This window comes from Mucilaginibacter pedocola (assembly GCF_002013915.1).
Lineage (GTDB): Bacteria > Bacteroidota > Bacteroidia > Sphingobacteriales > Sphingobacteriaceae > Mucilaginibacter > Mucilaginibacter pedocola.
Genome location: NZ_MBTF01000006.1, coordinates 57,296 through 70,802, shown reverse-complemented (window position 1 = coordinate 70,802; position 13,507 = coordinate 57,296). Strand labels below are relative to the sequence as shown.

The 13,507-nt window shown below is 47.6% G+C and carries 12 protein-coding genes; 8 read left to right on the top strand and 4 right to left on the bottom strand.

The features are described from left to right. Positions 1-28 precede the first annotated feature (28 nt). Positions 29-805: a PKD domain-containing protein gene (locus BC343_RS09305; RefSeq protein ID WP_078347507.1), complete on the top strand. Its 777-nt coding sequence runs from the start codon at positions 29-31 to the stop codon at positions 803-805. Positions 806-837: 32 nt separating this feature from the next. On the opposite strand, the gene BC343_RS09300 is transcribed toward BC343_RS09305, so the two are convergent. The 3 genes from BC343_RS09300 to BC343_RS09290 all read right to left on the bottom strand — a co-directional run bounded on the left by BC343_RS09300 (position 838) and on the right by BC343_RS09290 (position 5,055). Further along, positions 838-3,159 (bottom strand): DUF5703 domain-containing protein, encoded by a 2,322-nt coding sequence (locus BC343_RS09300; RefSeq protein ID WP_078347506.1) that lies wholly within the window; start codon positions 3,157-3,159, stop codon positions 838-840. Between the two features lie 136 nt (positions 3,160-3,295). Then, positions 3,296-4,138: an isoaspartyl peptidase/L-asparaginase gene (locus BC343_RS09295; protein ID WP_078347505.1), complete on the bottom strand. Its 843-nt coding sequence runs from the start codon at positions 4,136-4,138 to the stop codon at positions 3,296-3,298. Continuing rightward, entirely contained in the window at positions 4,135-5,055 is a 921-nt protein-coding gene (locus tag BC343_RS09290; protein ID WP_078347504.1) for a cyanophycinase, read from the bottom strand. Before BC343_RS09290 ends, BC343_RS09295 begins: the two co-directional genes overlap by 4 nt. Positions 5,056-5,215: 160 nt before the next feature. On the opposite strand from BC343_RS09290, the gene cphA reads away from it, so the two are divergent. Next, a complete protein-coding gene (gene cphA, locus BC343_RS09285; RefSeq protein WP_078347503.1) occupies positions 5,216-7,843 on the top strand; it encodes a cyanophycin synthetase in 2,628 nt (875 codons plus the stop codon). Between the two features lie 51 nt (positions 7,844-7,894). On the opposite strand, the gene BC343_RS09280 is transcribed toward cphA, so the two are convergent. Next, on the bottom strand, positions 7,895-8,566 hold the full coding sequence (locus BC343_RS09280) for a DNA-3-methyladenine glycosylase family protein (protein WP_078347502.1): 672 nt from the start codon (positions 8,564-8,566) through the stop codon (positions 7,895-7,897). A 72-nt stretch (positions 8,567-8,638) separates the two neighbouring features. Between BC343_RS09280 and BC343_RS09275 the strand changes: the two genes are divergently transcribed. From BC343_RS09275 to BC343_RS09250, 6 genes are all read left to right on the top strand, one after another. Continuing rightward, positions 8,639-8,872, top strand: a complete 234-nt coding sequence (locus tag BC343_RS09275; RefSeq protein ID WP_078347585.1) for a hypothetical protein — start codon at positions 8,639-8,641, stop codon at positions 8,870-8,872. Then, positions 8,862-9,194 carry a type II toxin-antitoxin system RelE/ParE family toxin gene (locus BC343_RS09270; RefSeq protein ID WP_078347501.1) on the top strand — a complete coding sequence of 111 codons (333 nt, stop codon included), beginning with the start codon at positions 8,862-8,864 and terminating at the stop codon, positions 9,192-9,194. The genes BC343_RS09275 and BC343_RS09270 overlap by 11 nt, the downstream gene beginning before the upstream one ends. An 86-nt stretch (positions 9,195-9,280) precedes the next feature. Next, positions 9,281-10,561, top strand: a complete 1,281-nt coding sequence (locus BC343_RS09265; protein ID WP_078347500.1) for a replication-associated recombination protein A — start codon at positions 9,281-9,283, stop codon at positions 10,559-10,561. Positions 10,562-10,650: 89 nt separating this feature from the next. Beyond that, a complete protein-coding gene (locus tag BC343_RS09260) occupies positions 10,651-12,126 on the top strand; it encodes a DUF5687 family protein (RefSeq protein WP_078347499.1) in 1,476 nt (491 codons plus the stop codon). Between the two features lies 1 nt (position 12,127). Further along, on the top strand, positions 12,128-12,871 hold the full coding sequence (locus tag BC343_RS09255; protein ID WP_078347498.1) for an ABC transporter ATP-binding protein: 744 nt from the start codon (positions 12,128-12,130) through the stop codon (positions 12,869-12,871). A 9-nt stretch (positions 12,872-12,880) separates the two neighbouring features. Next, positions 12,881-13,375, top strand: coding sequence for a GNAT family N-acetyltransferase (locus BC343_RS09250; RefSeq protein WP_078347497.1), 495 nt, complete (start codon positions 12,881-12,883; stop codon positions 13,373-13,375). Positions 13,376-13,507 lie beyond the last annotated feature (132 nt).

Sequence of the window (13,507 nt, the reverse complement as noted above, 5' to 3'; positions counted from 1 at the left end):
CTTATCTTGGCTAAGAGATTCATCACCTATGAAAAAAACTTTACTCGCACTCGCATTTGCCGCTATATTAACTTCTTGCAAAAAAGAGCACACCCCGCCCCCCGCAACATCAAACTTCAGTTTCGCAAGTACTACTAATGATGCTATTCGCATTGGTGTTGGTGATACTGCATCGGTAATTAGCATGTCTTCCAATGCATCATCCATTAGCTGGGACCTGGGCGACGGGCGCACTTCAACAGAAAGCCGCCCCGTACTATCTTATCAAAGTTCGGGTACTTACCGGGTAACGCTTACGGCCAAAGGCAGCGATGGCAAAATGGTAAGCTCTACCAAAACAGTGACCGTATTAGATAGGGTATTGAAGAATATTGTGATAGACAAAGTAATTTGGGTAAACGACGACCCAAGATTCTCCGAAGCATACTGGCCCTTAACCGATAGCGCCGAGGTTTATGTACAGATACAAAAACGGGTGCCCGGCGATTCTTATTTACCGACCGGCTTTTTCCCTAATTCTCCGGTTCTATACACCAGCCCCGTGATAGCTAAGGTTTCTAAAAACACCACAACGCCGCTATTTATTAACGTAGCCGGAAAAGTGATCTTGGAGAAGGCGATCTTGGATGAACGTGGTTACGTATTAAGCCTTATCGCCAAAAACAAAAGCGGAGAGTACATGCTTTTCAATAATTGGTACAGCGGGGCTAATCAGTTAACGCAAAGCGATGATCTGAACAAAAATATCTTCCGGGTGCACACAAGCTTTTTCAGCGAAATGACCTTGAATTTCGATTTTGAATAGAAGTTAGTTCATCCTGATCAACGCCGTGCTTTTCAGTAGCCGGGCATTACCACATCTTTTCTTCGTGATGCGGGCAGCACCAAAAGCTGCGTTACCTTCCCGTTTGTAAAAGTGCATTCTACCGTGGTTTGCTTATCGGTATGCAATTTAAAATGCACATCAAGGTTTTTGGGCCAGGCGGGGAGCAGGTAAATTTTATCGCCATTGCTTTGCAGCAGCATTTCCTGCAGTCCTATCATACCCGATCCGCCCCAGTTATGGTCGGGCGTCCAATCGAAGCCCGGCCCCCAGAACGCGGGGAAACGCCTGCCGGAGTTCTTCAACTTCAGGAAGGTGACGCGGCTTGCTTCATCGGTCAAGCCAAGGCGTGCGGCTATAATGTTATCCTGTTTCCAACCGATGTGGCTGCGGAATTTTACTACTGTGGTATCGTATTTCCAGGTGTTAAGCGCGGTATCAAGCCCCGGCCTATCGATGCCGAATATACCGTAAGGGTAAATAGGGTATAGTTGCGGGCTTTCCTCGTTATTAACGCGCTCCCACGATTTCGCCGGGGCAATAGTTGTATGGCCTGCTATAGTTTGGTAACTGATGGGCGGAATGCGTTTAAGGATCCCACTAAATTTTTCGCGTTGTTTTGCGCTTAGCCCGGCCGTTTTAGCATTCATCAGCATGGCGACTACTGTCCGTAGCCCCGCCACGGTGGGCGTAGAGTTATTGGCCATTTTGAATGTTTCGCCAGCCGAGCCCGGGAATAAGATCAAATGCCCCTCTCCATCCAGCGGTTTGCCCGTGGCGCGTTGGGCGAGGTATTGGTAATGTTGGTCGAAGAAGTCAACGCAGCTTTCTATGAATGGCACATACTTGCTTACATCTTTACCGGCATAACTTTCGGTTTGCAGCATCATGTAGCAAAACTCCAGCACGGTTTCCCAATGGTATTCCAGCCAGCGGTTATCGTCTACCCCCGGGTCTAAAGTGGCGGGGTGGTTTATGCCATACTCGGCAAGGTCGGATAAACCGAAGTTCTCTATTTGCTCAGGGAAGCGCGCGCCGCCATGTCCCCAATATTTACGGGTGGCTATTTCGGCAGTTTTTAATATCCGCAGGTAGAAATCGAACTCGGGCTGTAAGAGGTCCCCGTCGCCATTTTTGAGCATGGGGAAATAAACCAGCCGCTGGTTTTGCGCGGTGAAAATGCTGCCACCCCAATTACGGAAATCGGGCGTGTAGGGCATGGTAGTGTTTACCAAAGCAGGGTCGTAAGTAAATAGGCCGCCATTGAATTTGGTGGGATAGCTGCCAAACGCATTACAAGCCAGCATATACCGGAACAACTGATAATTACGGCCCGATTGCCAGGCCACATCCGCCGTATCTGCCTTTGCGGTATTGATATGGACAAAACTCCTGTCCCAAAAGCGATGCCACCAATTAAGGGTTGCTTGTCGCGCTTTGGTAGCCTGTGCTATAGTTTGCCCTGCTTGGTTTAAGCCTTTCAGCCAGGCCGCAACAGTAGGCTGCTGCCTGGTATGCAGCGTTATATCAAAGTTGTATGTGGTGTGTTTTCCTGTGCTGCTTATCTTCCATCCCTTGTAGATGGTGTTTAAATACTTACCACTATAGGTGCCCGCCGCGCACATATCATTGCCCTTGAGCATACCGCCGAAAATGAGGTTTTTAAGCGGGTTGAACAGTTGCGCCTTTTCCGCCTCCAGCCCCTGTTGTTTAACCGTAAGGTCGAAGATGTTTTCGTCCCCTTTATTCTGATGGTAAAACAGAATGCCGTTGTTATCGAACCTAACCGAATCGCGGTAGCCTTTTATGGGCTTGGTGGCACCGAATTTAAAGCCGTTCTCGTTATTCTCTAAGCCACTTTTTTGGGTGTCGAGGTACTGCCAGTTTTCATAGGCGATCGCGGCGCTTACAGGAACGCCGCTAAGCACCTTTACATGAATATTTGGACTAAAAACATCTACCCAAACTTTAATGGTAGTTGTAATGCCGGCTTTTTTGGTTTCTATGTCTATGCAGCCATCGTACAGATTCAGGGTTTGCTTAAAGCTGCCACCCTCGAACGGGTTTGATGATAACTTAATACGCACGCGCCCCAATTTCAGTAGCGCATTGTTCTCGTCGTAGTTTCCGCTGCGGGCAATGTAAAACAGCAGGTCGCCTTTTTCCACCCATACGTTCAGCCCAATATCGCCGCCACCAACCGGCATCGATTCTCCTGAGTTCGTGCTCGGCGAATGCCATACAATATTGTTTTGTGTGAGTTGGTTACTTTGAGCGAAGGCATGCGAAAGCCCGAGCACAAAAATGCAGCTAAGCAGTAAAAGCTTTTTATTCATGTAGTGGTATATATTGGCAACTGCAATCTTCGGAAAAAAAAACGCGCCTACCGCAACAGAAATCGATCTTTATACCCTAAAAAAGTTAACCTGCCTTCATCAAATATTGCGGGTTGCTCTGTGAGGTAAGAAAAGGCTATTCAAAAACTTCCGCCTCACCATCGTGCAGGGCCCAAACCATGTAGGGGTGCGTATCGGCATGGTAAATGTCGCCGTTTTGGCTGATGCCTATAATGCCGGCAAAGCCATCGTAAGGTTTCATTTCATCAAGAGTTTTATCGGCGGCGGCTGATAGTGGGACGCCATCGGTAACACGGGTAACAATTTTGGTAGCTACCGACCCGCTTACAATATCCTCGCCTACACCGGTGCACGATATACCTGCAAAGGCATTGGCGTAATTGCCCGCCGTTGTAGCCGAATCGCTCACGCGGCCGGGTATCTCAAAACCTTTGCCACCTGTAGAAGTAGCGGCGGCTATGTCGCCGTAAATATCTAAAGCTACGCAGCCCACGGTACCCAAACGTATAGAGTCGCTTAGTTTCTTTTCGTATTCCCTGCGGCGTTGGGGTATTTCGGGGTTAAAGTAGGTGAAACCGTTTTGTTTGGCAAAATCGCAGGCGCCTTGCCCGCTCAACACGCGGTCGTCGTAGTCCATCAGTTTTTCGGCAACGCAGATCGGGTTGCGGATATCCTCGATGTTGATCACACCCGAAAACTTTTGTGTTTTGCCATCCATCAGTGAAGCGCTTAGGCGTATTTTGCCATCGCTTTGTATCTGCGAGCCGGTGCCGGCGTTAAACAGGTCGCAATCTTCCAGCAGGCGCACGGTGTAAACTACGGTTTGCGCGGCGGTATGGCTTTCCAGGTATTTATGCCCAAGCGTTACTATCTCCAGCAGGGCATCCTGCTTGGCCTTTTTTACTTCCTGGTTGGTGGCGCTTTCGCTGAAAAAGCCCCCGTGAATAATTAGTTTCATTGCAGATCGTTACTGTCCTGGGCGTTAATAAATACGCCCTCCTCTACCTTAACTGCTTTTTTGATGAGCATACGCTGCTGCTGCAGGTCGTACTTATCAAATATCGACATGACGTGCACCTTCAGGTTCTCTATAGAAACCGGGTCGCCTATTTCTACATCATAAACGTTGGTTTCAACCATATTAGTACCGTCAACCAAAATGATAAGGCCCGAGCCAATGGCTTCCATCATGGTGCCCCCGGTTATTAGCAGCCCGGCATCTTCGCCAAGGCCAATGCCCAAAATGCCCGGGTTGGTGGCAACCGCATACAACAAGCGGCCAATGCGCCCGCGCTGTACAAAATGGGTGTCAACAATAACCGAATCTATAAAACCCAGCCCGGCGGTTATCTGCACTTCGCCTTTTATCAGGGCCTCGTTGCTTTGCCCGCGGTATATCATGTGGGTTGATGCAGCCGCAGCCCCTGCCGAGGTTCCTGCTATTACAAAGTTCTCGTCCTGGTAACGGCGTTTTAGTATGTGCAAAAATTGGGTGCCGCCGAAGATGGCGGTTAGGCGTAGCTGGTCGCCACCGCTGAACATTACTACATCGGCGCGGCTAATGCGGTCGAGGTACTCAGGATTAGCGGCATCCTCGCGGCTTTTAATGTGCAGGATGTTCACATGAGTAACATTAAGCTGGTTAAAGGCCTTAATGTATTCGTTGCCCACCAGTTCGGGTATTTGCGAGGCGGTAGTAATTACCTCAACAATAGAGCCTTCCTGCTTTGCCGACTCGTTGATGATGCGGCGCAGGATGCCTTTTTCGAAAAACTTGATATACTGGGGTTGCATGATATGTTCCAGTACACTAACGTTACTGCCCATATCCACAGCACCACCAATAATTACCAATTTTCCTTTAGGGTTATCCATTATTTACGCTATCAGTTTATACAAATTAAAATAAAAAACGTTAAAACCTGCTCAATAAATTAATAAAACTGCATTTTATTGTGCGGGGGTTTTATTAGAATAATAAGTTGTTTAGATTTAAAACATATTATAAAGCATACCCGTTTTTGAAAAACTACTTATGAAAATAGAAAATATACAAGTGCTGCGCGGCCCCAATATTTGGAGCGTGAACCGCAAAAAACTGATACAAATGCGGCTGGACCTGCAGGAGATGGAGCAGCGCCCAACCAACGAGATAGACGGCTTTTACGAGCGCATGAAAGCGCTGATACCCTCGCTTTATAGCCATCGCTGTTCGCCGGGCGTACCTGGCGGGTTCTTCGAGCGCGTAATATCGGGCACCTGGATGGGCCACGTAATAGAGCACATAGCCTTAGAGATACAAACCCTTGCGGGCATGGAAACCGGCTTTGGCCGCACCCGCGAAACCAAAACGCCGGGTGTGTATAACGTAGTATTTGCTTACCTCGAAGAAAAAGTAGGTGTTTTTGCTGCTGAATCGGCCGTGCGCATTGCCGAGGCACTTATTGAGGGTGTAGATTACGACCTGGAGAAAGACATTCAGCAAATGCGCGAGATACGCGAGAATACCCGCCTGGGCCCGAGCACCGGCGCTATTGTAGAGGAAGCTATTGCCCGTAATATCCCATGGATAAGGTTGAATAACCAATCGCTCGTGCAATTAGGCTACGGCAAAAACCAGGTTCGTTTCCGCGCTACCATGACCGAAAAGACCAGCAGCATTGCCGTTGATATTGCCAGTAATAAAGACGAAACCAAGCGCCTGCTGCAGGAGCAAGCCATCCCCGTTGCTAAGGGCATGACCATTAGCCGCACCGAACAGGTGGAAGAAGCCATCAAGAAAATCGGCTTCCCGCTGGTGTTTAAGCCGCTTGACGGTAACCATGGCCGTGGTATCAGCATCAATATTAACACTACCGAAGATGCCATTGCGGCCTACGAGCATGCTGCTAAAATATCGCGCCGTGTTATTGTGGAGCGTTATATTACCGGGTACGATTTCCGCGTGCTGGTGATAGACAATAAAATGGTAGCCGCCGCCCTGCGCGACCCGGCCCACGTAATTGGCGATGGTGAGCTTACGGTTCAGCAACTCATCGATAAAGAAAACACCGACCCGCGCCGTGGCTATGGGCACGAAAATGTATTGACGCTGATAACTGTTGACCGCGATACTTTAGACCTGCTGGCAAAAAAAGATTACACGTTAGAAACGGTACCAGCAGCAGGCGAAAAAGTGTTTGTAAAATCGACAGCTAACCTCAGCACCGGTGGCACCTCGGTTGATGTTACCGACCATGTGCACCCGCAGAACGTTTTTATTTGCGAGCGTATATCTAAAATTATAGGGTTGGATATTTGCGGGATAGACATTATGGCCAAAAACCTTACAGAGCCGCTTACCGAAAATGGTGGCGTAGTTTTGGAGGTGAATGCTGCACCGGGCTTCCGGATGCACATTGCACCAAGCGAGGGTTTGCCGCGTAACGTGGGCGGGCATGTGATAGATATGCTGTACCCCCCAGGCAAATCGGCACGTATACCTATTATAGCTATCACCGGTACTAACGGTAAAACCACCACTACCCGTTTAATAGCGCATATTGTAAAAAACAATGGCTACCGCGTGGGCTATACCACATCTGATGGTATTTACGTACAAAACACTATGATGCTGAAGGGCGATACAACCGGCCCTGTAAGCAGCGAATTTATATTGAAAGACCCAACAGTAGAATTTGCCGTGCTGGAAACTGCCCGCGGTGGTATTTTACGTTCGGGCCTTGGTTTTAGCACCTGCGATATTGGCGTGATCACCAATATACAGGAAGACCACCTCGGCTTATCAGACATACACACGCTTGACGACCTTGCCCGTGTAAAAAGCGTAGTGGCCCGGTCGGTAAAAAAAGACGGGTGGGTGGTGCTGAATGCCGATAATAAGCATTGCGTGGACATAGGTAAAAAAGCCGATTGCAACGTAGCCTACTTTAGCCGCACAGATAACAACCCGGTAATAAAAGCGCATTGCAAAAAAGGCGGCATTGCCTGTATACACGAGAACGGTTTTATCACTATACAAAAAGGGGATTGGAAGATACGCGTACAGCGTACCATACTTATTCCGCTAACCTTTGGCGGTACGGTTGCCTTTATGATAGATAACGTTTTGGCGGCTACCCTTGCAGCATTTTTACAGGGCTTTAAAACTGAGGATATAAAAATATCGCTGGAAACCTTTATACCGTCGGCGGCGCAAACACCAGGCAGGATGAACATTTTCGAGTTCAAGGATTTCCGCTTCATGATAGATTTTGCGCATAACCCGGACGGGTACAATGGTATCAAGGAGTTCCTGAGCCACATAGATTCGCCGCTGAAGATAGGTATTGTTGCCGGCACGGGCGACAGGCGCGACGAGGATATCCGAGAGCTGGGCAAAATAGCTGCAGAAATGTTCGACTATATTATCCTCCGCCAGGAAAAACACCTGCGCGGCCGCACCGAAGAGAATATTTTAAGCCTCTTGATCGAGGGTATTAAATCGGTGGATCCGGATAAGGGCTTTGAAATTGTAACCAAAGAAATAGACGCTATTAAACACGCCATGAGCTTGGCCAAACCGGGAACATTCATTACCGCACTTAGCGATGTGGTAGATAACGCAATAGAAACCGTACAAAACTACATGGAACAGGAACGAAACGGCACGTTTAACGTTTAGCCCCCCGGCCCCCTGAAGGGGGAGCAGAATTTAGAAGGCTCGGTGAAAAACTCATCGAGCCTTCTTGTTTTTCAAGGGCTCCCCCTTCAGGGGGCTGGGGGGCTTCGCGCTCGATAAATAATGTTGCCACAATAACATACTGGCCACCGTGCGGTAAGGTTTCCATTGCTCGCCTGCAATTAACAGTTCCTCTTTTGTGGTTTCTTTAGGTAAGCCTTTCAACCGTTTAATGGCATTAACAATGGCAAGGTCACCGAGTGGTAGAATATCCGAGTGTTGCAGTACGAACATCAGGTACACATCCACCGTCCAGTTGCCTATGCCTTTAAGGGCGCAAAGCTCGCGGCGGATATCCTCATCTTCCATTTGTTCAAACGCTTCGAGGTTTATTTGTCCGCTAACAATAGCCTCCGCTAAATAGCGCACATAAGCGGTTTTCTGCCTGCTGAAATAACATTCGCGCAGCTCGGTATCGGTGAGTAACAGTACTCGCGCGGGTGTCACTTCCTGTATGCGTTCGCGTAGCTTATTCAATGCCGATAGTGCCGATGCCAGCGACACCTGTTGCTCCAGGATAATATGCACCAAAGTTTCAAAAGTATTCGGCCGCGTCCACATGGGTGGGTAGCCATGGTTTTGAATAACGGTAGCGAAGTCCGCGTCCATTTTGCCGAGTTCGTCGCAAATGGAGTGGTAGGTGGAATGGGTGAAAGTGTGTGGCATTTTACAGAATGGTACAATATTATACAATGCAATTTGTTTATTATATTTGTAATAGGCTTTAATTCTTCAGAAATGAAACAGGTTACCATAAGCGTTCCCGAAAAGAAATTTCCCTTTTTTATGAAATTGATGCAGTCGCTCAATTTTGTGAAAGTAGTTGAGCCGGCCACCAAACCTGAAGAACAGCTCAACTCTGAGCAAAAGGAAGTATGGGAAAATGTAAAGCAAGGTTTTGAAGAGTTGAAGCTTGCAGAAGCCGGTAAACTTAAGGCCCGGCCAATACAAGAATTGCTGGATGAGCTTTAAAATTACTACCCTTCCAAACTTCGACAGGGAGTTGAAGGCGCTCGCAAAAAAATACCCCTCTATTAAATTAGACCTTTTACAGCTGATCAATAGTTTATCTGATGACCCTTTTCAGGGAGACGGGTTAGGTAAGGATTGTTATAAGGTAAGGATGAAGATTAGCTCAAAGGGTAAAGGCAAATCCGGTGGCTCAAGAGTCATCACTTGCGTTAAAGTTATAAATGAGCAGATCACCCTCATCTCAATTTACGATAAATCCGAACAGGCAGACATAGCGGATAAGCTTTTGCAACAACTACTCAAAGACGCCGGGCTTTTGTAAACGCTTCTATTGTATTATTTGAAGCGAGCCGCCCCGTTTGCTAATAAATTTAGGATTTTATTTCTAAATTCCCGAAATTTACATTTATGAACAACCTCCCGCCATTAGCCGAACGCATGCGCCCTAAATCGTTGGACGATTATGTTGGGCAAAAACATTTGGTTGGGCCCGGCGCGGTATTGCGCAAGGCTATTGAGGGCGGCACGCTCCCATCTATGTTGTTTTGGGGGCCGCCGGGTGTTGGTAAAACCACACTGGCCTATATTATTTCGCAGTCGCTTTCTCGGCCTTTCTTTTCGTTAAGTGCCATTAATTCGGGCGTGAAGGATGTGCGCGAGGTAATAGAGAAAGCCTCTATCATGAAAAGGCAGGGCGATGTATTACCCATTCTGTTTATCGACGAGATACACCGCTTTTCCAAATCGCAGCAGGATTCATTACTGGGGGCAGTAGAACGCGGTATTGTTACACTAATAGGCGCTACTACCGAAAACCCGTCCTTCGAGGTCATCTCCGCGTTACTTTCACGCTGCCAGGTGTATATTTTGCAGCATCTATCGGAAGATGACTTGTTGGGCCTGCTCGAAAAAGCCCAAAAGGAAGATGTGGTGCTGAAAGAAAAGAACATCAGCATAAAAGAACATGAAGCTTTGCTGCGCCTAAGTGGTGGCGATGCGCGTAAACTGCTGAATATATTCGAACTGCTGATAAACGCTTTCGACACGAAAGATATCGAATTGACGAATGAGGTGGTGCTGCAGCATGTGCAGCAAAATATGGCGCTGTACGATAAAACCGGCGAACAGCATTACGATATCATTTCGGCCTTTATCAAATCCATGCGCGGCAGCGACCCTAATGGCGCCGTTTACTGGCTTGCCCGCATGATAGCCGGTGGAGAAGACCCTTTGTTTATTGCCCGCCGCATGCTCATCCTGGCATCAGAAGATATTGGTAATGCAAACCCCAATGCACTGCTGCTGGCGCAAAGCTGCTTTAACGCCATACAAGTGATCGGTATGCCCGAGTCCCAATTGATCCTCTCGCAAACGGTAATTTATTTGGCTACCTCGGCAAAAAGTAATTCGGCAACTACGGCCATTGGTGCTGCCCTTGCTTTGGTAAAACAAACCGGCGACCTGCCCGTACCGCTGCACCTGCGCAACGCCCCCACCAAGCTGATGAAGAACATAGGCTACGGTAAAGATTATAAGTACGCACACAGCTACGAGGGCAACTTTACCGACCAGGACTTTCTGCCCGAAGCCCTCCGCGGTACAAAAATTTACGAACCCGGTAACAACCCGAAAGAAAACGAGTCGAAAGAGAAACTGAAACGGCTTTGGGGCACGCGGTATAATTATTAGTTAATGCTTGTCTCGATAGTTTAAAAAGGCTATTTTTCCGTTCCCGCAATCGGGGTGCCTGTACGCACTAACCGCACAATAATTCAGCTATGATATCAACCTTCTTTAGCCATGAGCTCAAAGCATTCTGGCGCTCAAAAAACACCGGCAAAACCATAGCGGTAAAGGCCATAATGGGGGTGCTTATCCTCATTTTATTGTCGTATGTGGTGGCGCTGGGAATCTTTTTAGGGTTGATATTAGAGAAGGTTTCCCCGAATGAAGATACCACGGTTGTATTCTGCGGCATCATCCTCGTCTATTTCCTGTTCGACTTGCTCATGCGTATGCAACTGCAGGAACTACCCACGCTGAAGGTGCAGCCTTACCTGCATTTGCCTGTAAAGCGCAATAGTGTAGTAGGCTATTTGGCCCTGACGGCTTTGCTTTCCTTCTTCAACCTTTGGCCCATCATCCTGTTCTCGCCCTTTATTTTTACCAAAATATTAGCAGCATCGGGCTTTGTGGCGGCTTTGGCGTTTTTTGTTGCGATACTGGCCTTGTCGGTATTTAACAACTACCTGGCTATGTACATCAAGCGCAAAGCCAACCTTAACGGGTGGATATTCCTGATGGCCGGCGCTATATTAACCCTTATTTGCTGCGGCGATTACCTGTGGCATTTTTATTCTATCCGCAACTTATCGTACCTTTTTTTCGGGGCACTATTAACCAAGCCTTACCTGGTGTTGCTCCCCATAATTTTAGGTGGAGCGATGTTCTACCTCAACTTTGTTTATTTAAAAGGCAACCTCTACCTCGAAGAATTGGGTTCGCGCAAGGCATCGGCATATAAAAGCAGTACCGAGATACCATTGCTTGGCCGCTTTGGCCACATAGGCGATTTGGTAGCTAACGAAATAAAACTCATCCTGCGCAACAAGCGCCCCCGCTCGGCGCTCATTATGGGGCTTTTCTTTTTATGCTACGGGCTGATATTCTACACCCAAAAAGTTTACGGCGAAAGTATGAAGGTGTTTGTGGGCATGTTTATGACGGGGATTTTCATCATCAGCTACGGGCAGTTTATGTTCAGCTGGCAGGCCGGGCATTTTGATGGTATACTGGTGAGCAAGGTAAATTTTAAGGACTTTTTGAAAGCCAAATACCTGCTGTTCACGCTGGTATCAACAGCCGCCTTTATCCTTACAACGCCTTACGTATACTTTGGCTGGCGCGTGGTGATGATACATTTTATTATGTACCTCTGGAACCTCGGCGTAAATACAACCATCGTGCTCTTTTTCGCCAACCGCAATTATAAACGTATCGACCTATCGAAAGGAGCGTCCTTCAATTGGGAAGGCGTGGGCGCTACGCAATTACTGCTATCGTTCCCGCTGCTGATTTTGCCCTATGTGGTTTATTGGCCGTTTAAACTCTTCGGCATGGCCGATGCCGGTTTTGCAGCGCTGGCCGTTGTGGCGGTAATATTTATCCTAACCCGTAACTTCTGGATAAACAAACTGGAAGCCGATTTCAATTCAAAACGATTTAAAATAGCCGAGGGCTTCAGAAATAAATAAGATGATAGAGATAAAAAACCTCAAGAAAGTTTATGCCGGCGTTACCGTAGTAAACGTGCCGCAACTGGAGATAAAAAAAGGCGAAAGCATTGGCCTGGTAGGCAACAACGGCGCAGGTAAAACCACGCTGTTCAGGATGATATTGGACCTGATACGCCCCGAAAGCGGCGAAGTATTATCAAACGGCGCTAACGTAGCCGGTGCCGAAGCCTGGAAAGACTACACCGCGGCCTACCTTGATGAAGGCTTTTTGATAGATTACCTCACCCCCGAAGAATACTTTTATTTTATCGGCGGTTTGCATGGAAAGAATAAGGCGCAGGTGGACGAAACCTTATTGGGGTTGAACGATTTTTTCAATGGCGAAATACTCAAAAAAGGCAAATACATCCGCGACCTGAGCAAGGGTAACCAATGTAAAGTAGGTGTTGCCGCTTGCCTGCTGCAAAAGCCAACATTGCTGATGCTGGATGAACCCTTCGCTAACATAGACCCAAGCACACAGTTCCGCCTGAAGAATATCCTGAAGGCAGAGAACAAAAATCACGGTGTAGCAACCATAGTATCAAGCCACGACCTTAACCACGTTACCGATGTGTGCGACCGCATTTTGCTGATGGAGAAAGGCGTTATTATTAAAGATATAGCTACCAACTCATCAACCCTAAGCGAACTGGAAGAGTACTTCGGTGTGGGGCAAACCGTTTCTTCGGCACCGGTTATCGACCCGGAAGAAAATCATTAATATTGCTGCATGTATACCATAAGAGAGGCAACCATAGCCGATGTTGATACCATTTTGCAGATAGCCGAAGCTACCTGGTGGCCAACCTACGAGCATTTAGTGGGTAAAGAGCAGGTAGAATATATGCTGAGCACCATTTACTCGCGCGATAAAATTACCGGTCAGATCGTGAATAACGAGCAAACCTTTTTATTGCTGGAGGAAGGGGGCAAACCGGTTGCCTTTGCAGCCTACTCGCCACGCGAAGAAGACGCTGAGATATACAAACTACACAAATTATATTGCCTGCCCGTAACCCAGGGCAAAGGCTATGGCAAAATACTAATAAACGCCGTTGCCGATAAAACCCGCGAGGCCGGCAAACATACTTTAGACCTTAACGTGAACCGCTACAACAAGGCCAAAACTTTCTACGAAAAAATGGGCTTCGAGGTGGTTTATGAGGAGGATATCCCGATAGGGGATTATTGGATGAACGATTATGTGATGCGGAAGAGCCTTTAAATTTCCGCCTTTATAATTCGTTGTTTACCGCAAAGTACGCAGAGGATTTGCATGTCGGTTAGCGCAAAGAAGCGCAAAGTTTTTAACACTCACCACCTTAAGACGCAAAGAAGAAAAGTTTTGCCTTATAAT

Bases quoted from the DNA above. Each gene is read 5' to 3' on its own strand.
- BC343_RS09265 (WP_078347500.1), top strand. From the start codon at position 9,281: ATGAACAACCTCCCGCCATTAGCCGAACGCATGCGCCCTAAATCGTTG.
- BC343_RS09295 (WP_078347505.1), bottom strand. From the start codon at position 4,138: ATGAAACTAATTATTCACGGGGGCTTTTTCAGCGAAAGCGCCACCAAC.
- cphA (WP_078347503.1), top strand. From the start codon at position 5,216: ATGAAAATAGAAAATATACAAGTGCTGCGCGGCCCCAATATTTGGAGC.
- BC343_RS09300 (WP_078347506.1), bottom strand. From the start codon at position 3,159: ATGAATAAAAAGCTTTTACTGCTTAGCTGCATTTTTGTGCTCGGGCTT.
- BC343_RS09255 (WP_078347498.1), top strand. From the start codon at position 12,128: ATGATAGAGATAAAAAACCTCAAGAAAGTTTATGCCGGCGTTACCGTA.
- BC343_RS09270 (WP_078347501.1), top strand. From the start codon at position 8,862: ATGAGCTTTAAAATTACTACCCTTCCAAACTTCGACAGGGAGTTGAAG.
- BC343_RS09250 (WP_078347497.1), top strand. From the start codon at position 12,881: ATGTATACCATAAGAGAGGCAACCATAGCCGATGTTGATACCATTTTG.
- BC343_RS09280 (WP_078347502.1), bottom strand. From the start codon at position 8,566: ATGCCACACACTTTCACCCATTCCACCTACCACTCCATTTGCGACGAA.
- BC343_RS09260 (WP_078347499.1), top strand. From the start codon at position 10,651: ATGATATCAACCTTCTTTAGCCATGAGCTCAAAGCATTCTGGCGCTCA.
- BC343_RS09305 (WP_078347507.1), top strand. From the start codon at position 29: ATGAAAAAAACTTTACTCGCACTCGCATTTGCCGCTATATTAACTTCT.
- BC343_RS09290 (WP_078347504.1), bottom strand. From the start codon at position 5,055: ATGGATAACCCTAAAGGAAAATTGGTAATTATTGGTGGTGCTGTGGAT.
- BC343_RS09275 (WP_078347585.1), top strand. From the start codon at position 8,639: ATGAAACAGGTTACCATAAGCGTTCCCGAAAAGAAATTTCCCTTTTTT.